We start from the raw sequence: 20976 nt of genomic DNA, 5'->3' as shown, positions 1-20976 counted from the left end.
TCAAGTTAAAAGTGGGGTAGGTCAAAACCTAGTCCGAACTTTTAACGCTCGCACGCCCGATCCGGCGCCAAAGCAATACAAACTATGAACGCGCTTACTGCACCACGCGATAACACGGCACATACGCGGCGCCGCCGGGCAGTTTCATGCGGTGCTGGGCCACGAATGCCTTCAACAGTTCATCCAGCGGTTTCATGATCGCCGGATCGCCATGGATCTCGTACGGCCCATTTTCTTCGATCAGGCGGATGCCCTTGTCCTTCACGTTGCCCGCCACGATCCCGGAGAACGCGCGACGCAGGTTCGCCGCCAGTTCGTGAGGCGGCAGGGCGTGACTCAGTTGCAGGCTAGCCATGTTCTCGTGGGTCGGATCGAACGGGCGCTGGAAGCCTTCGTCGATCTTCAGCAGCCAGTTGAAGTGGAAGGCGTCGTTGCGCTCGCGGCGGAACTGCTTCACCTCCTTGAGGCCGGCGTTCATCTGGCGGGCCACTTCGGCCGGGTCGTCGATGATGATTTGGTAGTGCGCCTGCGCCGCTTCGCCAAGGGTGGCGCCGACGAACGCGTGCAGTTGTTGCAGATACGGCGCGGCCTGTTGTGGCCCGGTGAGGATCACCGGGAACGGCACATCGCGGTTATCCGGGTGCATCAGGATGCCCAGCAGGTACAGAAATTCTTCAGCGGTGCCGGCGCCGCCTGGGAAGATGATGATGCCGTGGCCCACGCGCACGAAGGCTTCCAGGCGTTTTTCGATGTCCGGCAGGATCACCAGTTCATTGACGATCGGGTTCGGCGCTTCGGCGGCGATGATGCCCGGCTCGGTCAGGCCCAGGTAACGCCCGCCGGTGATGCGCTGCTTGGCGTGGGAAATGGTCGCGCCCTTCATCGGGCCTTTCATCACGCCTGGGCCACAACCGGTGCACACGTCCAGGCTGCGCAGGCCGAGTTCGTGCCCGACTTTCTTGGTGTATTTGTATTCTTCGGTATTGATCGAGTGACCGCCCCAGCACACCACGATCTTCGGTTCCACGCCCGGACGCAGCGTGCGTGCGTTGCGCAGCAGATGGAACACATAGTCGGTGATGCCCTGGGAGTTGCTCAGGTCGATGCGCTGGCTGTCCAGCTCGTTCTCGGTATAGACGATATCGCGCAGGGCGCTGAACAGCATCTCGCGGGTGCTGGCGATCATTTCGCCATCGACGAAGGCGTCGGCCGGGGCATTGAGCAATTCCAAGCGCACGCCACGGTCCTGCTGGTGGATGCGCACTTCAAAGTCTTTGTAGGCGTCGAGGATGGTCTTGGCGTTATCGATATGCGCGCCGGTATTGAGGATCGCCAGGGCGCATTGGCGGAACAGGGTGTAGATGCTGCCGGTACCGGCTTCGCTCAGTTGCTGGACTTCGCGTTGGGAGAGGGTTTCGAGGCTGCCCTTGGGGCTGACGGAGGCATTGATGACTTGACGTTGGGGCATTCTGATTCCTTGAAAGCGCAGCCACCGCATCCCCTTGGGGGCGATGGCTTGAGAAAGGTGGGCGCCGATCACGGTCGCACGAGACGGTTTTTACCTCAGCCACACGGCCGAGCGCAAACACCGTCCAGCACCATCATGCCGCAGAACTTACTCGATCAGCTTCCAGTTTTTGTAGAAAACCCGACGCAGGGTAAAGACCATGGCGGCAAACCCGGCGATCACGGCGTTAAGCACCGCCGGCAGCGGGGTCGGCCGCACAATGTCGATAAACAGGCAGTAGCGCTTGGCGTCGTTTTTGTTGAAGGACGCGTGCATCAGGGTGTCATCGAAGATAAACAGCGGATCGTCATGCCAGTAGTGCTTGTGCTCGCCCACCTGGATATACACCCCATCGTGATGGGGCGCCGGTGCCATGTTGTAGAGCACGCGGAACATCATGCGCAGCGGGCCGAAGTGAAAAGACGTGGAGCGGTTCTCGTTGAATACCGACACGCCGATGGTTTTTACGAACGGCAGCTTTTGCCGCAGTTGCGGGATGTTCAGCGTGGTTTCGATCGGCCGACCGTACCATTGGAAAAACAACATGCCGCGTTTCTTCTCGGCCATGCGCTCATCCAGATAGCCGATGATTTCATCCTTGTGGGCCATGGCATCGTCGATCACCTGTTGCAGCTCCTCGCGCCAGGCAGGCGGCAAGTCACGCATCGTATACACATGGCGATTGCGCGAACTCAACAGGTCGAACAGGGTGTTGAACGGCGCCAGCAACCAAGTGTTGCGGCCGCTGCCGATAAAATACTTTTTGACGGTGGGCGCGTCATACAGGCCGTTGCGCAGGAAATCGTAGATCCCGCAGACCAGCACCAGGCTTAGAAAAACCACGGTGGTCATGGGAAACACTCCCATAAACAGCAGCACGCCGATAACCCAGGCAACAGACACCGCTTTTTTACGCAACGCAGCCTTATTCATGACACTCAAGCTCCAGCAGGACGCCATTCGACAGGTCCGTATCCGTGGCCGCGAGTGGTGGTTTTGAAACATGTTGAAACATTTGCGTCATCATAAGGCGTTTGCCGCCCCGTCGGCATTTTAAATAGTGCGAAATTGTGAAGGCTTTACACAGTTTTTAACCCCGCAGGGTCCCGTGCATTGGATTTTGTAAACGCAAGATTTGCGACTATCGTGACGCTTCGGTTTTTTGGACGTCATAGACCGGTACGATTGAAGTTGAATGGCTACCACTGGCCTTCGGCACCTTGGAAGAGGCAGAAATTTTATGATCATCAAACCGCGGGTTCGTGGCTTCATCTGTGTGACCGCCCACCCTGTTGGCTGTGAGGCGAACGTCAAAGAGCAGATCGACTACGTGACTCAACACGGAACCATCGAAGGCGGCCCGAAGAAGGTGCTGGTTCTCGGTGCCTCCACCGGCTACGGCCTGGCCGCGCGCATCAGTGCCGCGTTTGGCTGCGGCGCCGATACCCTGGGCGTGTTTTTTGAGAAAGAAGGCGAAGAAGGCAAGCTGAGTTCCGCCGGCTGGTACAACAGCGCCGCGTTCGAGAAGTTTGCCGTCGAAAAAGGCCTGTACGCCAAGAGCATCAACGGCGACGCGTTCTCCGACGAGATCAAGCGCCTGACCATCGACACCATCAAGAAAGACCTGGGCAAGATCGACCTGGTGGTCTACAGCCTGGCCGCGCCACGCCGTACCGACCCGAAGACCGGTGAAGTCTACAACTCCACGCTCAAGCCGATCGGCAAGGCCGTGACCCTGCGTGGTATCAACACCGACAAGGGCGTAGTGGTCGACACCACCCTGGAGCCGGCGACCCAGGAAGAAATCGACGGCACCGTGAAGGTCATGGGTGGCGAAGACTGGCAACTGTGGATCGACGCCCTGCGTGACGCGGATGTACTGGCCGAAGGCGCCAAGACCACCGCGTTCACCTACCTCGGCGAAAAGCTGACCCAGGACATCTACTGGAACGGCTCCATCGGCGAAGCCAAGAAAGACCTGGACAAGAAAGTCCTGACCCTGCGTGAAAACCTCGCGGCATTGAAAGGCGACGCCCGCGTGTCGGTACTCAAGGCGGTGGTCACCCAGGCCAGCTCCGCGATTCCGATCATGCCGCTGTACCTGTCGTTGCTGTTTAAAGTGATGAAAGAACAGGGCACCCACGAAGGTTGCATCGAGCAGGTCTACGGCCTGTTCAAGGACAGCCTGTACGGCAAAGCGCCGAAGCTCGACACCGACGGCCGCCTGCGTGCCGACCTGGCTGAGCTGGAGCCGAAAGTCCAGGACGCCGTGGCGGCGCTGTGGAACCAGGTGACCGATGAAAACGTCGACGAGATCAGCGATTTTGCCGGCTACAAGGCGGAATTCCTGCGCTTGTTCGGCTTTGAAGTCGAGGGTGTGGACTACGAGGCTGACGTGAACCCGACGGTGAAGATCAACGGTCTGATTCAAGCCTAAAGCGCGGTTAAAAATGTTGGAGGGGGCTTGCCCCGATGGCGTCGCGTCAGACAGCTCAGCTGTAGCTGAGCTACCGCCGTCGGGGGCAAGCCCCCTCCCACTTTGATTTGTGTGCGTTTCAGAGGTTTCTTACGCTTCAGCGCGCCGTTCCCTCCCTTCAAATCTGCCAGACTCCTCCCGCTATCAAGCCAAGCCAACGGAGGATCTGATGACGATTCGTGCAGTAGTTTTTGATTTCGGCGGTGTTCTCTTCGATTGGAGCCCGCATCACCTCTACCGCAAACTGATTGCCGACGATCAAGAACGGCAGTGGTTCCTGGATAACATCTGCACCCAGGCCTGGAATACCGAACAGGATGCGGGGCGGCCGCTGGCCGAAGCCACGCAAATCCTGATCGATCAACACCCCCAGCATAGATACCTGATCACGGCCTATTACGACCGCTGGCACGAAATGCTGCGCGGCCCATTGCCTGAAGGCGTGGCGATTCTCCAGGCCTTGCACACCGCAAACATGCCCTTGTTCGGGCTCACCAACTGGTCTGCCGAAACCTTCCCCTATGCTCGTAAACACTACCCGTTCCTGCAGTGCTTGCGTGACATCGTCGTGTCTGGCGAAGTGAAACTGATCAAGCCCGACCCGGCGATCTACCACGCCAGCCTCGCGCAGGTGCGTGCCCATCTGGCCGATATCCAGCCGAGCGAAGTGGTGTTCATCGATGACGTGGCCGACAACGCCGAAGCCGCCAGCGCTTTGGGTTGGCAGGGCATTCATCATGTATCGGCCGAGCAGACATCGGCACGGTTGCGTGAATTGGGCGTGGGCTTTTAGCGCGCCCATTTCTCCATCACAAAATCGACAAACGCTCGCAACTTGGGCAGGCGATAACGATCCTGGCCGTACAGCACATGCATGGGACGGCTGGGCAATTGATAGTCGGTCAGCAACGCCACAAGGTTGTCGCTGTGCAGATCGGGCTGGACCAGCGCATCGGGCAGCATCACGATGCCCATGCCTTGCACCGCCGCTTGGCGCAGGGCTTGTGAGCTATTGATGGTCAACGATCCCGACACCGGGATTTCCACTTCGCCGTCCGCTCCCGTCATGCGCCAGAGCTTGTCGGCGTTGCGCCAGTCGTCGGTGGACGGATAGGCGAATGCCAGGCAGTCGTGGAGTTGCAGGTCTTCGGGCTTGGTCGGCGTGCCGCGTCGCGCCAGGTAGCTCGGCGAAGCGCAGAGGGTGATGGTGTAGTCCTGCATGGGCCGGGCGATCAGGCTCGACGGTTCCAACTCGCCCAAGCGGATCGCCACGTCGAAGCCACTGTCGACCAGGTCCATGCGCTGGTTGCTGAGCACCACATAGAGCTTGATCTGCGGATAACGTTGGGAGAATTCGCTCAACGCCGGCGCCAGGCGCTCGGTGCCGAAGGCGGGTGGGGCGGTGATGCGCAAGGTGCCTCTAGGCACGTCGCTGTGGGCCTGTTCGGCCAGTTGTTCGGAGTCGGCCACCAGCCCCAGCACCTCCAGACAGCGTTGGTAATACTGGCCGCCGAACTCCGTAAGGCTCTGCTTGCGCGTGGTGCGCTTGAGCAGGCTGACTCCCAGGCGCTGTTCCAGGGCTCGCAGGTGGTTGCCGACCATCGTGGTCGACATGCCGCAGGCGTGGGCCGCCGCTGTCATGCTGCCGGTCTCCACCACTTTTACGTACACCGACATTGCCTGGAACAGATCCATTATCAAGCCCTGATTTAAAGTCATTGCACAAATGCGCAGTTTATCCAGCTCAGGTGGCTAACGATACTGAGACCATCAACCTGATGACTTGGAGCCCGCACCATGACCGCCGCCTGCCTTATGACCACCTACCAACCCTTGGCCCTGAGCTTCGCCCGTGGCCTGGGCACGCGTCTGTGGGACCAGCAGGGTCGCGAGTACCTCGATGCGGTGGCGGGTGTGGCGGTGACCAATATCGGGCATTCCCACCCGCGTCTGGTGGCGGCCATCAGCGAGCAGGCCGGTCTGTTGTTGCACACCTCCAACCTCTACAGCATCGACTGGCAACAACGGCTGGCCCAGCGTCTTGCGCAGCTGTCCGGCCTGGATTGCGCGTTCTTCAACAATTCCGGTGCCGAAGCCAACGAAACCGCGCTCAAACTGGCGCGCTTGCACGGCTGGAAAAAGGATATCGAAGAGCCGTTGATCGTGGTGATGGAGAACGCTTTCCACGGGCGCACCCTGGGCACCATGGCGGCCAGTGACGGGCCGTCGGTACGCCTTGGGTTTCAGCGCTTGCCGGGGAATTTTCTCAAGGTCCGGTTCGGTGACTTGGCCGCCATTGAGGCGATCACCCGCACCCACGGCGCACGTATCGCGGCTGTGTTGCTGGAGCCGATCCAGGGCGAAAGTGGCGTACTGCCCGCGCCGCCCGGCTATTTGCGTGGCCTGCGCGATCATTGCACCGCCCACGGTTGGCTGATGATGCTCGATGAGATCCAGACCGGCATCGGTCGCACCGGTGCGTGGTTCGCGTTCCAGCATGAAGGTATCGTGCCGGACGTGATGACCTTGGCCAAGGGCCTTGGCAATGGCGTGCCGATCGGAGCTTGCCTGGCGCGGGCCGGTGTGGCGCGCTTGTTCACGCCGGGCAGTCATGGCAGCACGTTTGGCGGTAACCCGCTGGCTTGCCGGGTGGGCTGCACGGTGATGGACATCATCGAAGAGCAGGGCTTGCTGCACAACGCCGCGCAACAGGGCGAACGCTTGCTGGCGCGGCTGCGCGTGGAGCTGGCGGAACACCCCCAGGTGCTGGCGATTCGCGGGCAGGGCTTGATGATCGGCATCGAACTGGCCAACCCGTATCGCGACCTGGCCCAGCGCGCCGCCCAGGAACATGGGCTGCTGATCAATGTGACGCGGGGCAAGATCATCCGCCTGCTGCCGCCGCTGACCCTGGACGGCAAGGAAGTCGAGATGATCGTGCGGGCCATTAGCCGGTTATTGGATCAGGGCCATTGAGCCATTCTTGGTTGAGGGTTTCGGTGTCACCCAGGTATTCCAGCAACCACGCCATGGCCGGGGACAGCTTGTTCTGCGCCCAGGCCACGCAGGACGGGCTGGCGGGGAAGGGGCGGGTGAGTCGCAGCGCTACCAGCTCGCCGCGTTCGATCCACGGCGTCACTTGATGTGCCGGCGCCATGCCGACACACAGGCCGTCGCGCAGGCAATCGATGGCGGACGCCCAGTTGGGCACAACCAGGCGCCGTTGGTTATCCAGGGTCCAGGTATCTCGCTTGGGCAGGTTGCGCGAGGTATCGGTCATGCACAGCGAAGCGAAGGGGCGCAGCTGATCGTCGTTGAGCAAGCCTTCGGCCCTCGCCAGCGGGTGTTCTGCGCTGACCACGCACAGCCAGTTCAACAGGCCCATGTCGCGGAAGGTAAAGTGGCTGGCCACCGGCACCGCGCTGGTGGCGCCGATCACAATGTCGGTGCGCTCGTCGGCCAGGGCATCCCATACGCCGTTGTACACCTCGTATTCCAACAGCAATTCCACCTCAGGGAACTGTCGATAGAAATCCAGCACCAGTTGCCGGCAGCGTTGGGGCTTGACGATGGAGTCCACTGCCACCTTCAACTGGCCGCTCCAGCCATTGGCCACCTGCTGGCACAAGCGCCGCGTGCCGAGCATTTTCTTCATCACCCCCCGGGCTTCGTCGATAAACAGGCGGCCGGCGGGGGTCAGTTCCACGTCACGGTGACGTCGCACGAACAACGGCACCGCCAGCCATTCTTCCAACTGACGCACCGTATAGCTGATGGCTGACGGTACCCGGTGCAATTCCTGAGCGGCGGCGCTGAAACTGCCATGGCGAGCCACTGCGTCTACTACGTCCAGAGAATATTCGGACCACATGGCTATTGCCTTCAAAAATATTGATAAGAGTGCCCAATTATTATCGCTTCACACAGAATTTATCAGCTTCATAATGGGCGCTAGTCAGCAAATAGTTTGATGGCAATGTCAGCAAGGCTTCAATGAAAAATTCGTTTGGTTTCACCGGGTATCTAGCGGGCCTGAGCATGCTCGGTTATCTCGCCATGGACATGTACTTGCCGGCGTTCGGCGCCATGGGCGAGCACTTGCAGATCAGCGCGAGCGCGGTTGGCGCGAGCTTGAGCGTATTCCTCGCAGGTTTTGCGCTGGGGCAGTTGATTTGGGGGCCGCTGTCCGACCGGCTAGGACGCAAGCCAATCCTGCTCGCGGGCCTGAGCCTGTTTGTGCTGGGCTGCGTCGGGATGTTCTGGGTCGACAGCGCTGCGCAACTGCTGGCCCTGCGCTTTATCCAAGCGGTTGGGGTGTGTTCCGCCGCCGTGAGTTGGCAGGCACTGGTGATCGATCGCTACCCCGCCGATAAGGCCCACCGGGTATTTGCCAGCATCATGCCGTTGATGTCGCTGTCGCCGGCTTTGGCGCCGTTGTTGGGAGCGGTGGTGTTGAATCATCTGGGCTGGCAGGCAATCTTCGGCGTGCTGTTGGGTGTGTCGCTGGTGCTGCTGGTGCCCACCTTGTTCCTGCGCAGCGTGCCGAAACGGCTGACACAGGCGTCGGCACGTATGGGTTATGGGCAGTTGCTTAAATCGCGGGTGTTCAGCGGCAATGTGATGATCTTTGCCGCGTGCTCGGCCAGTTTCTTCGCCTGGCTGACGGCCTCTCCCTTTATCCTCGGCGGCATGGGCTACAGCCCTAACGATATCGGTTTGAGTTATGTACTGCCGACCTTGGCGTTCCTGATCGGCGGCTACAGCTGTCGCAGCGCCTTGCAGCATCTGCCGGGCAAAACGTTGCTGCCGTGGTTGTTGCTGGCCTACTGCGTGAGCATGGGCGCGCTGTACCTGGTTGCCACGTTGACCGTGCCGACCCTGACCACCTTGCTAATTCCGTTCTGCCTGATGGCGTTGTGCAACGGTGCCAGTTACCCCATCGTGGTGGCGAATGCGCTGATGCCCTTTGCGGAAAATTCCGGCAAGGCCGCAGCGCTGCAAAACACCCTGCAACTGGGGTTGTGCTTTGTGAGCAGCCTGCTGGTGTCATCGATGCTCGAACATCCGCTATTGATCACCGTGATCGTGATGCTGGCGACCGCGCCGTTGGCAGTGTTGGGATATTGGCTGGCCCGGCCGAAGGCCAATCGCGCCGAGCTGATGACAGAGCTGAACTGAAAGAGGATCCTGCGCAGCGGCTGCCCCAAAGTCTGCAAACTGTTTATGCCTGGCACACCGCAGTGTCTGGAGACAGGGCCGCTTCGCGCCCCAGCGCGGGGCAAGCCCGCTCACCACAATTTGCGGGGGGCTGCTTCCCAGTGGTGAGCAGGCTTGCCCTGCGCTGGGCTGCGCAGCGGCCCTAATGGCTGCGAATGCGGTGTGTCCGACTCACAGCAGCACCCGTGATTAAAAGGTGATTTCCATATTCACGGTCGGCGTGGAGGTGCGGCTGCCGCGGCCGCCGTCCACGCCGAATTTGTTATGCCAGTACTCGTAACCCACGCCCAGGTACAGGTTCGGTTTGACGCTCTTGCCCGGTCGCACGGCCACCATCAACGCGGTGCGCATCAGCGCTTCGGCGGCGGTGTCGCGGCCGTGGTAGTCCTCGCCTTTAGCCCCGACGTAATTGATGAACCCTTGGAATTTCGCCCCATGGTTGGCGATCTCGAACGGGCGCATCCACGTCAGGTTAAGCATGTAGGTGTCGTCGAAGGTGTGGTCGGATTCCTGGGCGCCGGGAATGCCAGTGTGGTTGCGCTCCTTGTAATACAGCAGGCTCAAGTCCAATACGCCGACAGTATTGAATTTCACGGTCGGGCCGATCACCAGCGCGCGTTTCTTCGCGGAGGCGAAGTTGTTATTTCGGTTAGCGTCGAAGCCCAGGGTCAGGGCGTAATCCTTGATCGCACCCGTGCCCAGCGGCCTGTCGAATACCCGCGACGCATAGAGCTGGTGCCGGTACACCGCGTACACCTCGCTGCCGCCGTGATCGGTGCCCTTGCGTGGGTCGCGGCTGTCGGACAGAAACACATCCAGGTTGAGGAAGTTGCTGCCGTACCGGTAGCCGCTGGCGTGGGTGAAGCTGTAGATACGCTTGCTGAATTCATCGGGGTTGTTCGGGTTGGTGAACTGCTGGCCGTAGCGAAACCCTACGCTGTTGTTCATCCACTCCACCGCGACAGCCTCCCCGCCGCCCAGCAGAGTGAGTGCGACGGTAGCGCCCTGTAATGCCTTTTTCATTGTTTTTGTGTCCTTTGGCGTTGCGGCTCATCGGCCGAATGGTTTTTGTAACGCCGGCGGAGGGTATCTTGTCTGAATGATTGTATACAACTCTATGGACATACAGTCATAGGATTGCATACAGTGGCCCCACAACAAAAACAGAGAACCCCTCACCATGACTACCCCGAAGGCGTCACCGCAGCGGCCAGAAGATGAGAATCTCGGCGTCGCGGCCAATATGGCTTACGGCCTGCAGCATGTACTCACCATGTACGGCGGCATCGTCGCCGTCCCGTTGATCGTCGGCCAGGCGGCCGGCTTATCGCCGGCGGATATCGGCCTGCTGATCGCTGCGTCGTTGTTTGCCGGTGGATTGGCGACTCTGCTGCAAACCCTTGGCCTGCCATTTTTCGGTTGTCAGTTGCCACTGGTGCAAGGCGTGTCGTTCGCCGGTGTGGCCACCATGGTGGCGATCGTTGGCAGTGACGGAGCGGGCGGTATACCGGCGATCCTGGGGGCGGTGATGGCCGCGTCCTTGATCGGGCTGCTGATCACGCCGGTGTTCTCGCGGATTACCAAGTTCTTTCCGCCATTGGTCACCGGTATTGTCATCACCACCATCGGCCTGACCCTGATGCCCGTCGCGGCGCGCTGGGCCATGGGTGGCAACAGCCGCGCGGCGGATTTCGGCAGCATGTCCAATATCGGTCTGGCGGCGTTGACCCTGGTGCTGGTGTTGCTGCTGAGCAAAATCGGCAGCGCCACTATTTCGCGTTTATCGATCCTGCTGGCGATGGTGATCGGCACGCTGATCGCGGTGCTGCTGGGCATGGCCGACTTCTCGGGCGTCGCCCAAGGGCCGATGTTCGGCTTCCCCACGCCGTTCCATTTCGGCATGCCGACCTTTCACATCGCCGCGATTATTTCGATGTGCATCGTGGTGATGGTGACCCTGGTGGAAACCTCGGCGGACATCCTGGCCGTGGGTGAAATCATCGACACCAAGGTCGATTCCAAACGCCTGGGCAACGGCCTGCGCGCCGATATGCTGTCGAGCATGTTCGCGCCGATTTTCGGTTCGTTTACCCAAAGCGCTTTTGCCCAGAACGTCGGCCTGGTGGCGGTCACCGGGGTGAAAAGCCGTTTCGTAGTGGCCACCGGTGGGCTATTCCTGGTGATCCTCGGATTGCTGCCGTTTATGGGGCGGGTGATTGCTGCGGTGCCGACGTCGGTGCTGGGAGGAGCCGGGATCGTGCTGTTTGGCACGGTGGCAGCCAGTGGGATTCGCACCTTGTCCAAGGTGGATTACCGCAACAACATGAACCTGATCATCGTCGCCACTTCCATTGGCTTCGGCATGATCCCCATCGCCGCACCGAGCTTCTACGATCACTTCCCCAGCTGGTTCGCGACCATTTTCCATTCCGGCATCAGTTCGTCGGCGATCATGGCGATCCTGCTGAACCTGGCGTTCAACCATTTCACCGCCGGCAACTCGGACCAGCAGTCGGTGTTTGTCGCGGGGACAGAACGCAGCCTGTGCTTCCACGATGTGGCGGCGCTGCGGGATGGGGATTACTTCAGGGGCGGCAAGCTGTTTGATGCCGAGGGCAAAGAGATTCCGCTGATGGCTGAACCGGCAAGGCAGCCATCAAAGCCTGAGACTTCCGAGGTGTGAAGGGGGGGAGCAAGCCCGCTTGCTCCCACACTCAACTCAACCTGCCTTGAGTGTTGCGTGCGGTACTGCGCACGCCTCATCCAAAAACTTCACCACAGTCCCCATGCACGCTTGGCGTTCTTCCACATGGGGCATGTGGCTGGAGTCCTCAAACAGCGCCCAGCGCACATCGGCGATCTCATCCAGGAACGGCTTGACCACCAGCGGTGTGGCCTCGTCGTGGCGGCCGGAGATCACCAGGGTTGGTACGTTGATCTTCGACAAACGGCCAATCGATTTCCAATCCTTCAGGCTGCCGATGACGTGGAACTCGGTGGGGCCGCTCATGGCGTGGTACACCGTAGGGTCCGAATCGACCTGGGCAAAGGTGCGGGCCACTTCTTCCGGCCATGGGTTGACCCGGCACACATGCTGGTCATAGAAGATCCGCGACGCGGCGAGGTATTCCGGGTCTTGGTAGGTGCCTGCGGCTTCGTGTTTAAGCAGGGTTTCGTGCACGCCTTCAGGCAGCAGTTTGCGCAGGCGATTGGCTTCGCTGACCCAGGTACGCATGCAGGTCGGCGAGTTGGCCGGGATAAACGCGCGCAAGCCCTTCGGCTGCAGGATCGCGTGTTCGCTGCCAAGCATGCCGCCCCAGGACTGACCCAGGATCGCGTAGTTATCGCTGATCTGCAGGTGGTCCAGCAGGTTGTTCAGCTCGGCGAGGAACAGTTCGACCGTCCAGAAGGACGGATCTTTATCGGGCAAATGGGTGGAGCGGCCGTTGCCGAGTTGATCGTAATGGATCACGGCATGCCCACTGGCCGCGACGTCCTTGAAGGCGTCGACGTAGTCATGGGTGCAGCCGGGGCCACCGTGGATGATCACCAGCGGCGTGCGGCCGCTGTTCAGGTCGCCGGTGACGCGGTACCAGGTCTGGTAGGCGCCGAACGCCGCATACCCTTCGCGGATTTTTTCGATGAATTCCATTTCGTACCCTGCTCTTTGAAAAAAAGGATCAGGGTCACGATAAGCCGCCGCGCACATTTAGGTAACTAGCAAAACAGCTAGGTTTTATCGGTGGATCAGTCTTCCAGCAGGCGGTAATGGGTAGCGCGCACCACGGCCTGTACGCGATTCTTGGCCCCCAGTTTGTGCATCGCCGAGGCCAGGTGCAGGGTCACCACGGCCAGTGAACGGCTCAACTGGGTGGCGATTTCCGCCGCGGTCAGGCCTTCGGCGGCCCATTTGAGGCACTCGCGTTCGCGTTTGGTCAGGCGGATATGCGGGTAGCTGCGCAGTTCTTTGCCGAACAGCGGGTAGGCCGCTTCCTGCAAGGCATGGGTGATCAAGCTGAAATCCGCCAGGGTGTGTTGCGCATCCTGCAGCACCGTGCGGGTCTTGCCGACGCGCAGGCCGGTCAGTGAGGCAAAACCGCCTCGGGGCAAATGGATCGGCACACTGACCCCGCAGGTCAGTTGCTGGTCGTGCAGGTAGGAAGACACTGGCGCATGGCAGGGGTCCATGACCTTTTTAAGCGGGGTATCGGCTTTGACGTCGTAGGACCACACAAACGGCGACACTGTGCTCAGCGCCAGGTGCTGCACTGGATCGATCTGATAGAAGCCTTCGCTGCACCATAAGGCGTGCCAGTCCTGCGGGGTGTTGCGCAGTTCCAGCACCGAAGGGGTGATCAACGCGCCGTTTTGGTCCATCGGCACCGGTGTGTAGTCATACACCAAGGCGTCGAAGCCCAGTTGCCGGGCGAGGATGAAAGTGTTGTCCATCTGTTCATCCAGGCTCCTGCCCGGCATCAGACGGTCGTTGAATGCAGTTAGCTTGGTCAGCATCCGTTCTGCTCCCGTTTTCATTTGAATCTCGACTTGCGCCAAGTAGAATGCCACGCCCCGGCGAAGGACTGCCAGGCCAAACCTATAAGAAATACTAGGTTATGGACGCACGGCATCCTCGGTAGTGTTGGCCTGATAAACGGCCGCTACCTGCCAGGCCGATACAACACAAGGAATGTATGCATGTGGCGTGAAATTGCCCCCGACCAGCGGTACAACGTGCAAGTCGATGGCCATAACCTCGTGGTCTACAGCTTTGGCCAGGGCGATGAGGTGCTGTTGTGCCTCAATGGCGGCCCCGGCCTGCCGTGTGACTACTTGCGCGACGCCCATGGCTGGCTCAAGGAGCATAACCTGCGAGTGGTCGCATTCGACCAGCTCGGCACGGGGGCATCAGCCAGACCGACCGATGTTTCCCTGTGGGAAATCCGCCGTTATGTCGAAGAAGTCGAAACCGTGCGCCAGGCCCTGGGCCTGGGCCGCGTGCATCTGCTTGGCCATTCCTGGGGCGGCTGGCTGGGCATCGAATACGCCATTCATTATCCCGACGCGCTCAAAAGCCTGATCCTGGAAAACACCGTCGGCGATATCCCGCACCTGTCCCAGGAACTGGAGCGCCTGCGCGGTGCCCTGGGCAGCGAAACCGTGGCCATGATGCAACGCCACGAAGCCATGGGCACCCTCGACCACCCGCAGTATCAGGCCGCGATCACCTTGCTCAACTATCGCCATGTGTGCCGTCTGGACGAATGGCCCGAGCCGGTCAAGCGCTCCCTCGGCGACTGGAATATGGGGCCTTATGAAACCATGCAGGGCCCCAACGAGTTTCTCTACGTCGGCAACCTCAAGGATTGGAACCGCATCCCTGAAATGGCCGACTTCACGATGCCCATGCTGATCACCACCGGGCAGCACGACGAACTCACGCCGGCCTGCGCCATGCGCATGAAAATGGCGGCCCGGCACGCCGAATTGCATGTCTTCCCCAACAGTAGCCATATGCCGTTTTACGAAGAACCCCAGGCATACTTCCCGGTGCTGTTGGACTTTCTCGCTCGCCATCGAGGCTGACGGATGAACCTGGCGCGTTACCGTTTCGTGCTGTACCGGCCGCTGCAACTGCTGCCGGTGCTGTTTGGCATCAGCGTGATCACGTTCGTGCTGGTGCGCTCGATTCCCGGCGATCCGGCGCGGGCGCTGCTGGGTTCGCGCAGCACACCCGATGCGCTGTTGAAAATCCGCGCCCAGTACGGCCTCGACCAGCCGCTGTGGCTGCAATATTTCTACTTCCTGAAGAACCTGCTCAAGGGCGATCTCGGCCAGTCGCTGTTATACAAGGTCGATGCGCTGAAACTGATCGTGACCCGGATCGAACCGACCCTGATGCTGGTGCTCGGCAGCGTATTGCTGGCGCTGCTGATCGCGCTGCCGCTGGCCAGCGTGGCCGCGCGGCATAAGGGCGGCTGGGCGGATAATCTGATTCGTGTCTTCACCACAGTCGGCCTGGGCATGCCGGCGTTCTGGCTGGGCTTGATGCTGATCCTACTGCTCAGCGTGCAATGGGGGCTGTTCCCGGTCTCCGGCTACGGCCGTACCTGGCTGGACAAGGCGCACCACATGGTGTTGCCGTGCTTGACCATCGCCCTGGCGTTGTCGGCAGTGCTGGTGCGCAACCTGCGTGCGAGCATGTTGATGGAGCTGCAGGCCGACCACGTCACCGCCGCCCGGGCGCGTGGGCTGTCGGAGGCGGCGGTGTTTCGTCGGCATGTGTTGCCCAACTCCCTAGTACCTGCGGTCAACTTGCTGGCGGTCAACATTGGCTGGCTGATCAGCGGCACGGTGGTCATCGAAAGCCTGTTCGCCATTCCCGGCATCGGCCAGTTGCTGGTGCGCGGCATCTTTACCCGCGATTACATGGTAGTGCAGGGCGTGGCAATGGTGCTGGCGTGCGCTACCGTGCTGGTCAATTTCGTCGCCGACCTGGTAACCGTCGCCCTCGACCCACGGGTAAAAATGCAATGAGTAGCCGCCCCCTGATTGCCCCGTGGCGCCTGCGGCTACGATTCGGTTTGCGCAATGGCCGGTTGACGGCCGCGTGGGGCCTGCTGGTTTTAGGCGTGTGGCTTGGCTTGGCGCTGTTTGCGCCGTGGATCGCGCCGTACGATCCGATTGCGCAGAATACCGATCTGAGCCTGTTGGCGCCCAGTCTGGCCCATCCATTTGGCACGGATAACTACGGTCGAGACATTCTTTCGCGTGTGGTCTGGGGCGCGCGTATTGATCTGCAATTGGCGGTGGTCGGAGTGATCTTCCCGTTTCTCATCGGTACGTTTATCGGTGCGGTCTCGGGCTATATCGGCGGTCGTTTCGACAGCGTGTGCATGCGCGTGATCGATGTGATTCTGGCGTTCCCGTTCCTAGTGTTGATGCTGGCGATCATGGCGATCCTCGGTCCGGGCCTGAAGAGCTTCTATATCGCCATGGCGCTGGTGGGTTGGGTGTCTTACGCGCGGTTGATCCGCTCGCAGATCCTGGTGCTCAAGGAAAGCGACTTCGCCTTGGCCGCCAAGAGCCTGGGCTTTGGCCACGGGCGCATCCTGTTTCGGCACCTGCTGCCCAATGCGATGTTCGGCTCGATTGTGTTTTCCATGTCCGACGCGGTGCTGGTGCTGCTCAATGGCGCAGCCGTGAGCTACCTGGGCCTGGGGGTGCAACCGCCGACAGCCGAGTGGGGCACTATGGTTGCCGAAGGCCAGGCGTTTATCACCACGGCGTGGTGGATCTGCACTTTTCCCGGCCTGGCCATCGTGACCCTTGCCATGGGCTTCAGCCTGCTGGCCGACGGTGTGGCGCAGATCCTGGGGGACCGCTCATGAGCCTGTTGCAGGTACGCGACCTGAGCGTGATCGCCAACAACGCCGGGCATGACGTGACCCTGGTGGACCGTGTCTCGTTCGACCTGGCCGAAGGCGAGATTCTCGGCCTGGTGGGCGAAAGCGGTTCGGGCAAGACCATGGCCTGTCGCGGCCTGATCCGCCTGTTGCCATCGCCCAACCTGCGCGTGCAGGGCGGCGCGGTGCGCCTGGCCGGTCAGGACCTGCTGGCCATGGGCGAGGCCGACATGCGCGCGGTGCGCGGCGGGCAGTTGGGCATGATTTTCCAGAACCCCAGCAGCCACCTGGACCCATTGATGCGCATCGGTGAGCAGATCGCCGAGGGCATTCGGTTGCATCAGGGCGCGTCGAAAAAGGACGCGCGTCGTCAGGCCGTCGAGGTGCTGCGGCAGGTCGGCATTCCCGATCCGCAGGCCCGCGTCGACAATTACCCCCACGAATTCTCCGGCGGCATGCGCCAGCGCGCGATGATCGCCGTGGCACTGGGCTGCAACCCCAAGGTGCTGATCGCCGACGAACCGACCACTGCCCTGGACGTGACCGTGCAGGCGCAGATTCTGCGTCTGTTGCTGGACCTGCGCGACCGGCGCGGCTTGTCGATCATCATGATCACCCACGACCTCGGCGTGGTGGCGCAGACCTGCGACTCCATCGCGGTAATGTATGCCGGGCGTTTGTGCGAGCTCGCCAGCAAGTACGAGGTGCTGGCGTATCCACAGCATCCGTACACCGCCGGCCTGATCGACTGCCAGCCGGCCCATAGCAGTGGCCACGCCTTGCTGCGTACCATCCCCGGCCAGCCGCCGTTGCTCGACGCATTGCCCGCCGGCTGCCGCTTCAGCCCGCGGTGCCCGCAAGTGGGCGCGTTATGCACCGAGCAGTTGCCCCATGGCGCGCGGGTGGCGTGCCACTACCCCTTGGGAGACCGCCCATGAGCCTGTTGCAGATCAAGGACCTGGAAGTCCGCTTCGCGGCCTCCGGCAGCGGCGTGTTCGGGCTGAACAAGCAGTGGGTGAGGGCGGTGAACGGTGTGTCGCTGAACCTGGCGGCCGGCGAAACCCTGGGCCTGGTGGGCGAGTCGGGCAGCGGCAAGAGCACCCTGGGCCGGGCGATTCTGCACCTCAACCCCATCAGCGCCGGGCAGGTGGTGTTCGATGGTGTCGACATGGCCCACGCCAGCGCCGTCGACATCACGCGCCTGCGCCATGAAACCGCAATGATCTTCCAAGACCCGTACGCCGCGCTCAATCCACGGCACAGCATTGGCGAGACTCTGGCCGAAGTGTTGCGGGTGCAGCGCAAGGTCGCTGCGTCGCAGATTCCGGCGCGGGTCAATGAACTGCTCGAACTGGTGGGCCTGCGACCTGAACTGGCTACGCGCAAACCCGGTGCTCTCAGCGGCGGTCAATGCCAACGGGTCGGCATCGCCCGCGCGCTAGCGGTGGAGCCGCGTTTGATCGTCGCCGATGAATGCGTGGCGGCGCTGGATGTGTCGATCCAAGGCCAGATCATCAACCTGCTGCTGGAACTGCAACAGCGTATGAACCTGGCGATCCTGTTTATCGCCCATGACCTGGCCATCGTGCGGCGCCTGTGCGACCGCGTGGCGGTGATGTATCTGGGCAAGATCGTCGAAGAAGGGCCGGTGGAAGCGGTGTTCAGTGCGCCGCGTCATCCGTATACGGCGGCGTTGATTCAGGCGATTCCCGAGATCGACCCGCAGCGGCCATTGCCGACCGAACCCCTGCCGGGCGAGCCGCCAAGCCCACTGAATTTGCCGACCGGCTGTGCCTTCCACCCCCGTTGCCGGCATGCGCGGGCAATGTGTTCCGTGGCGTTGCCGCCTACCCATCACCTGCACGAGCATCGGTACAGTTGCGTGCTTGAAACGCCTTTGCTTTAACCCTCTGCCATTCATGAACAAGGAGTTATGACATGCAATCCCGCCACTTGAAGTTACTCGCCGCCGCCACGCTGACCGCCTGGTCGCTGACCGCCGGTTTCGCCCAGGCCGCCGGTGTGCTCACCATTGGTTGCCGTGAAGACAGCACCACCTTTGACCCGATCAAAAGTGCGCAGAACCGCGATACCTGGGTGTTCGCCAATGTCTACGACACCCTGGTGCGCGTGGATAACCTGGGCACCAAGATGGAACCGGGCCTGGCTGAACGCTGGGACATTTCCAAGGACGGCCTGACTTACACCTTCACCCTGCGCGACGCGAAATTCTCCGATGGTTCGCCGATCACCGCCGCCGACGCCGCCTTCAGCCTGTTGCGCATCCGCGACAACAAAGCCTCGTTGTGGAGTGACCCGTTCAGCCTGATCGACACTGCGAAAGCCGCCGACCCGAAAACCCTGGTCGTCACCCTCAAGACCCCGGCGGTGGCCTTCCTGTCCCAGCTCGCTTCGCCGACGGTGTCGATCCTGTCGGAAAAAGCCATGACCTCCATGGGCGAAGACGCCTACTCAGAAAATCCGGTGACGTCGGGTGCGTTCACTGTGGAAGAGTGGCGCAAGGGCGATCGGGTGATCCTCAAGAAGAACCCGAACTTCTGGCAAGCTAAAAACGTCAGCCTGGACGGCGTGGAGTGGGTCTCGGTGACCGACGACAACACCCGTATGCGCATGGTGCAGAACAACGAACTCGATACCGCGATCTTCGTGCCATTCTCCCGGGTTGAAGAACTGAAGAAAGACAAAAACGTGGTGGTTCACGCCGACCCATCCACCCGCGAAGATCACCTGCTGATCAACCATGCCCACGGCCTGCTGGCCAAGCCGGAAGTGCGCCAGGCGCTGGACATGGCCATCGATAAGCAATCGCTGGTCAAAACCGTCACGTACGGACAAGGCACCGTGGCCTATTCCTACATCCCAAAAGGCTCGCTGTACCACTACGCCAACAACTTGCAACGCCCGTATGACCCTACCGCCGCCAAAAAGCTGCTGGAGCAGGCCGGCGCCAAGGACTTGAAGCTTAACTATGTGGTCAATGCCGGCAACGAAGCCGACGAGCAGATCGCGGTGATCATCAAGGACCAGTTGGCCAAGGTCGGCGTGACCGCCAACCTGCAGAAGGTCGACCCCACCCAGAGCTGGCAGATGCTGGTGGACGGTGAGTACGATATTTCTGTTATGTACTGGACCAACGACATCCTCGACCCGGACCAGAAAACCACCTTCGTGCTGGGGCACGACACCAATCAGAACTACATGACCCGTTACAAGAACGATAAGGTCAAGGACCTGGTAGCCGCAGCCCGCATCGAAGCCGACCCGGCCAAGCGCGAGCAGATGTATGTGGAACTGCAGAAACTGGCGAAACAGGACGTGAACTGGATCGACTTGTACTACAGCCCGTACATCAACATCTCACGTAAGAACGTAAGCAACTTCCTGCAAAACCCACTGGGCCGCTTCACCCTTGAGGAAGTGGTGAAAAACTAATAATCAGGGAACCGCGCAATGCAAATGTGGGAGGGGGCAAGCCCCCTCCCACATTTTGTTCCAGTTGTGTCAGTGGTTACTGGGCATCGAATGCCTGCCCATTCACGCCCGCGCTATCCGGCCCCATCAGGTACAGGTACACCGGCATAATCTCTTCCGGCGCGGGCCTTTCCATCGGGTTTTCCCCCGGATAAGCCTGGGCACGCATGCTGGTGCGGGTGCCGCCTGGGTTGATGCTGTTGGCCCGCACCGCCGCCACATCCTCCAGTTCGTCGGCCAGGGTCTGCATCAAGCCTTCGGTGGCGAACTTCGATACGCCATACGCGCCCCAGTACGCCCGGCCTTTGCGCCCGACGCTGCTGGACGTAAACACCACCGATGCATCCTGGGACAGCTTGAGCAGCGGCAGCAAAGTGCTGGTCAGCATAAACATCGCATTGACGTTCACATGCATCACCCGCATGAAGTTCTCGCCGGACAACTGTTCGATCGGCGTGCGTGGGCCGATGATCGAGGCGTTGTGCAGCAGGCCGTCGAGGTGGCCGAATTCCTTCTCGATCATCGCCGCCAATTCATCGTATTGATGGGGCAGGGCGGTCTCCAGGTTAAACGGAATCACCACCGGTTGCGGGTGGCCAGCGGCTTCGATTTCGTCATACACCTGGGCCAGGTTGGCTTCGGTCTTGCCCAGCAAGAGCACGGTGGCGCCATGGGCGGCATAGGTTTTCGCCGCTGCCGCGCCAATCCCGCGACCGGCACCGGTCACCAGGATGACGCGGCCTTTGAGCAGTTCTGGACGTGCGGAGTAATCAAACATAAATAGCCTCGACAGAATTCAACATGTTTCAGCACAAAACTTGAGACCGGTGGAGATCCCTTGTGGGAGGGGGCTTGCCCCCGATAACGGTGGATCAGTCAAC

At 60.9% G+C, this 20976-nt stretch carries 19 protein-coding genes; 11 read left to right on the top strand and 8 right to left on the bottom strand.

Annotation, left to right across the window (positions count from 1 at the left end):
* Window positions 1-94 precede the first annotated feature (94 nt).
* Complete coding sequence (ppnN, locus tag ACFZPT_RS03395; RefSeq protein WP_034096510.1) at window positions 95-1468, bottom strand: nucleotide 5'-monophosphate nucleosidase PpnN; 1374 nt, start codon at window positions 1466-1468, stop codon at window positions 95-97.
* A 147-nt stretch (window positions 1469-1615) separates the two neighbouring features.
* Window positions 1616-2440: an aspartyl/asparaginyl beta-hydroxylase domain-containing protein gene (locus ACFZPT_RS03390; RefSeq protein ID WP_099312539.1), complete on the bottom strand. Its 825-nt coding sequence runs from the start codon at window positions 2438-2440 to the stop codon at window positions 1616-1618.
* A gap of 307 nt (window positions 2441-2747) precedes the next feature.
* Here ACFZPT_RS03390 and fabV point away from each other — a divergent pair, with 307 nt between their 5' ends.
* Together fabV and ACFZPT_RS03380 are read left to right on the top strand one after the other, a co-directional pair.
* Window positions 2748-3944: an enoyl-ACP reductase FabV gene (gene fabV, locus ACFZPT_RS03385; protein ID WP_034096512.1), complete on the top strand. Its 1197-nt coding sequence runs from the start codon at window positions 2748-2750 to the stop codon at window positions 3942-3944.
* 208 nt (window positions 3945-4152) lie between these two features.
* A complete protein-coding gene (locus tag ACFZPT_RS03380; RefSeq protein ID WP_034096513.1) occupies window positions 4153-4776 on the top strand; it encodes an HAD family phosphatase in 624 nt (207 codons plus the stop codon).
* On the opposite strand, the gene ACFZPT_RS03375 is transcribed toward ACFZPT_RS03380, so the two are convergent.
* Window positions 4773-5678, bottom strand: coding sequence for a LysR family transcriptional regulator (locus ACFZPT_RS03375; protein WP_099312537.1), 906 nt, complete (start codon window positions 5676-5678; stop codon window positions 4773-4775). The two genes, ACFZPT_RS03380 and ACFZPT_RS03375, sit on opposite strands and share 4 nt — an antisense overlap.
* Window positions 5679-5780: 102 nt before the next feature.
* Here ACFZPT_RS03375 and ACFZPT_RS03370 point away from each other — a divergent pair, with 102 nt between their 5' ends.
* Window positions 5781-6959: an aspartate aminotransferase family protein gene (locus ACFZPT_RS03370; RefSeq protein ID WP_099312535.1), complete on the top strand. Its 1179-nt coding sequence runs from the start codon at window positions 5781-5783 to the stop codon at window positions 6957-6959.
* Here ACFZPT_RS03370 and punR read toward each other — a convergent pair.
* Window positions 6931-7854, bottom strand: a complete 924-nt coding sequence (punR, locus tag ACFZPT_RS03365) for a DNA-binding transcriptional activator PunR (RefSeq protein WP_034096516.1) — start codon at window positions 7852-7854, stop codon at window positions 6931-6933. The genes ACFZPT_RS03370 and punR overlap by 29 nt on opposite strands.
* 122 nt (window positions 7855-7976) lie before the next feature.
* Between punR and punC the strand changes: the two genes are divergently transcribed.
* Window positions 7977-9161, top strand: a complete 1185-nt coding sequence (punC, locus tag ACFZPT_RS03360) for a purine nucleoside transporter PunC (RefSeq protein ID WP_034096517.1) — start codon at window positions 7977-7979, stop codon at window positions 9159-9161.
* Between the two features lie 228 nt (window positions 9162-9389).
* On the opposite strand, the gene ACFZPT_RS03355 is transcribed toward punC, so the two are convergent.
* Complete coding sequence (locus tag ACFZPT_RS03355) at window positions 9390-10223, bottom strand: nucleoside-binding outer membrane protein (protein ID WP_034137430.1); 834 nt, start codon at window positions 10221-10223, stop codon at window positions 9390-9392.
* Between the two features lie 157 nt (window positions 10224-10380).
* On the opposite strand from ACFZPT_RS03355, the gene ACFZPT_RS03350 reads away from it, so the two are divergent.
* Window positions 10381-11883, top strand: coding sequence for a nucleobase:cation symporter-2 family protein (locus ACFZPT_RS03350; protein ID WP_034096519.1), 1503 nt, complete (start codon window positions 10381-10383; stop codon window positions 11881-11883).
* Between the two features lie 36 nt (window positions 11884-11919).
* Here ACFZPT_RS03350 and ACFZPT_RS03345 read toward each other — a convergent pair whose 3' ends face one another.
* Window positions 11920-12852, bottom strand: coding sequence for a proline iminopeptidase-family hydrolase (locus ACFZPT_RS03345; protein WP_034096520.1), 933 nt, complete (start codon window positions 12850-12852; stop codon window positions 11920-11922).
* Between the two features lie 95 nt (window positions 12853-12947).
* Window positions 12948-13712 carry a LuxR family transcriptional regulator gene (locus ACFZPT_RS03340; RefSeq protein ID WP_034112490.1) on the bottom strand — a complete coding sequence of 255 codons (765 nt, stop codon included), beginning with the start codon at window positions 13710-13712 and terminating at the stop codon, window positions 12948-12950.
* 183 nt (window positions 13713-13895) lie between these two features.
* Here ACFZPT_RS03340 and ACFZPT_RS03335 point away from each other — a divergent pair, with 183 nt between their 5' ends.
* The 6 genes from ACFZPT_RS03335 to ACFZPT_RS03310 are packed head-to-tail and all read left to right on the top strand — an operon-like array spanning window position 13896 to window position 20056.
* Window positions 13896-14783, top strand: coding sequence for a proline iminopeptidase-family hydrolase (locus tag ACFZPT_RS03335; protein WP_034096522.1), 888 nt, complete (start codon window positions 13896-13898; stop codon window positions 14781-14783).
* A 3-nt stretch (window positions 14784-14786) separates the two neighbouring features.
* Complete coding sequence (locus ACFZPT_RS03330; RefSeq protein ID WP_034096523.1) at window positions 14787-15734, top strand: ABC transporter permease; 948 nt, start codon at window positions 14787-14789, stop codon at window positions 15732-15734.
* Window positions 15731-16588 carry an ABC transporter permease gene (locus ACFZPT_RS03325; RefSeq protein ID WP_047882749.1) on the top strand — a complete coding sequence of 286 codons (858 nt, stop codon included), beginning with the start codon at window positions 15731-15733 and terminating at the stop codon, window positions 16586-16588. The genes ACFZPT_RS03330 and ACFZPT_RS03325 overlap by 4 nt, the downstream gene beginning before the upstream one ends.
* Entirely contained in the window at window positions 16585-17541 is a 957-nt protein-coding gene (locus ACFZPT_RS03320; RefSeq protein WP_099312533.1) for an ABC transporter ATP-binding protein, read from the top strand. Before ACFZPT_RS03325 ends, ACFZPT_RS03320 begins: the two co-directional genes overlap by 4 nt.
* Window positions 17538-18509, top strand: a complete 972-nt coding sequence (locus ACFZPT_RS03315; protein ID WP_099312531.1) for an ABC transporter ATP-binding protein — start codon at window positions 17538-17540, stop codon at window positions 18507-18509. Before ACFZPT_RS03320 ends, ACFZPT_RS03315 begins: the two co-directional genes overlap by 4 nt.
* A gap of 32 nt (window positions 18510-18541) precedes the next feature.
* Window positions 18542-20056 (top strand): ABC transporter substrate-binding protein, encoded by a 1515-nt coding sequence (locus ACFZPT_RS03310; protein ID WP_099312529.1) that lies wholly within the window; start codon window positions 18542-18544, stop codon window positions 20054-20056.
* 76 nt (window positions 20057-20132) lie between these two features.
* Here ACFZPT_RS03310 and ACFZPT_RS03305 read toward each other — a convergent pair whose 3' ends face one another.
* Window positions 20133-20873 carry a YciK family oxidoreductase gene (locus tag ACFZPT_RS03305; RefSeq protein ID WP_034096528.1) on the bottom strand — a complete coding sequence of 247 codons (741 nt, stop codon included), beginning with the start codon at window positions 20871-20873 and terminating at the stop codon, window positions 20133-20135.
* Window positions 20874-20976 lie beyond the last annotated feature (103 nt).

The sequence above is a fragment of the Pseudomonas sp. MD330_10 genome (assembly GCF_042610415.1).
GTDB lineage: Bacteria > Pseudomonadota > Gammaproteobacteria > Pseudomonadales > Pseudomonadaceae > Aquipseudomonas > Aquipseudomonas rhodesiae.
The sequence above is the reverse complement of the archived record's forward strand: the minus strand, read 5'-3'. Positions and strand labels throughout refer to the sequence as shown.

Coding starts and splice junctions, on each gene's coding strand:
- ppnN (WP_034096510.1), bottom strand. CDS start 1,468: ATGCCCCAACGTCAAGTCATCAATGCCTCCGTCAGCCCCAAGGGCAGC.
- ACFZPT_RS03390 (WP_099312539.1), bottom strand. CDS start 2,440: ATGAATAAGGCTGCGTTGCGTAAAAAAGCGGTGTCTGTTGCCTGGGTT.
- fabV (WP_034096512.1), top strand. CDS start 2,748: ATGATCATCAAACCGCGGGTTCGTGGCTTCATCTGTGTGACCGCCCAC.
- ACFZPT_RS03380 (WP_034096513.1), top strand. CDS start 4,153: ATGACGATTCGTGCAGTAGTTTTTGATTTCGGCGGTGTTCTCTTCGAT.
- ACFZPT_RS03375 (WP_099312537.1), bottom strand. CDS start 5,678: ATGGATCTGTTCCAGGCAATGTCGGTGTACGTAAAAGTGGTGGAGACC.
- ACFZPT_RS03370 (WP_099312535.1), top strand. CDS start 5,781: ATGACCGCCGCCTGCCTTATGACCACCTACCAACCCTTGGCCCTGAGC.
- punR (WP_034096516.1), bottom strand. CDS start 7,854: ATGTGGTCCGAATATTCTCTGGACGTAGTAGACGCAGTGGCTCGCCAT.
- punC (WP_034096517.1), top strand. CDS start 7,977: ATGAAAAATTCGTTTGGTTTCACCGGGTATCTAGCGGGCCTGAGCATG.
- ACFZPT_RS03355 (WP_034137430.1), bottom strand. CDS start 10,223: ATGAAAAAGGCATTACAGGGCGCTACCGTCGCACTCACTCTGCTGGGC.
- ACFZPT_RS03350 (WP_034096519.1), top strand. CDS start 10,381: ATGACTACCCCGAAGGCGTCACCGCAGCGGCCAGAAGATGAGAATCTC.
- ACFZPT_RS03345 (WP_034096520.1), bottom strand. CDS start 12,852: ATGGAATTCATCGAAAAAATCCGCGAAGGGTATGCGGCGTTCGGCGCC.
- ACFZPT_RS03340 (WP_034112490.1), bottom strand. CDS start 13,712: ATGCTGACCAAGCTAACTGCATTCAACGACCGTCTGATGCCGGGCAGG.
- ACFZPT_RS03335 (WP_034096522.1), top strand. CDS start 13,896: ATGTGGCGTGAAATTGCCCCCGACCAGCGGTACAACGTGCAAGTCGAT.
- ACFZPT_RS03330 (WP_034096523.1), top strand. CDS start 14,787: ATGAACCTGGCGCGTTACCGTTTCGTGCTGTACCGGCCGCTGCAACTG.
- ACFZPT_RS03325 (WP_047882749.1), top strand. CDS start 15,731: ATGAGTAGCCGCCCCCTGATTGCCCCGTGGCGCCTGCGGCTACGATTC.
- ACFZPT_RS03320 (WP_099312533.1), top strand. CDS start 16,585: ATGAGCCTGTTGCAGGTACGCGACCTGAGCGTGATCGCCAACAACGCC.
- ACFZPT_RS03315 (WP_099312531.1), top strand. CDS start 17,538: ATGAGCCTGTTGCAGATCAAGGACCTGGAAGTCCGCTTCGCGGCCTCC.
- ACFZPT_RS03310 (WP_099312529.1), top strand. CDS start 18,542: ATGCAATCCCGCCACTTGAAGTTACTCGCCGCCGCCACGCTGACCGCC.
- ACFZPT_RS03305 (WP_034096528.1), bottom strand. CDS start 20,873: ATGTTTGATTACTCCGCACGTCCAGAACTGCTCAAAGGCCGCGTCATC.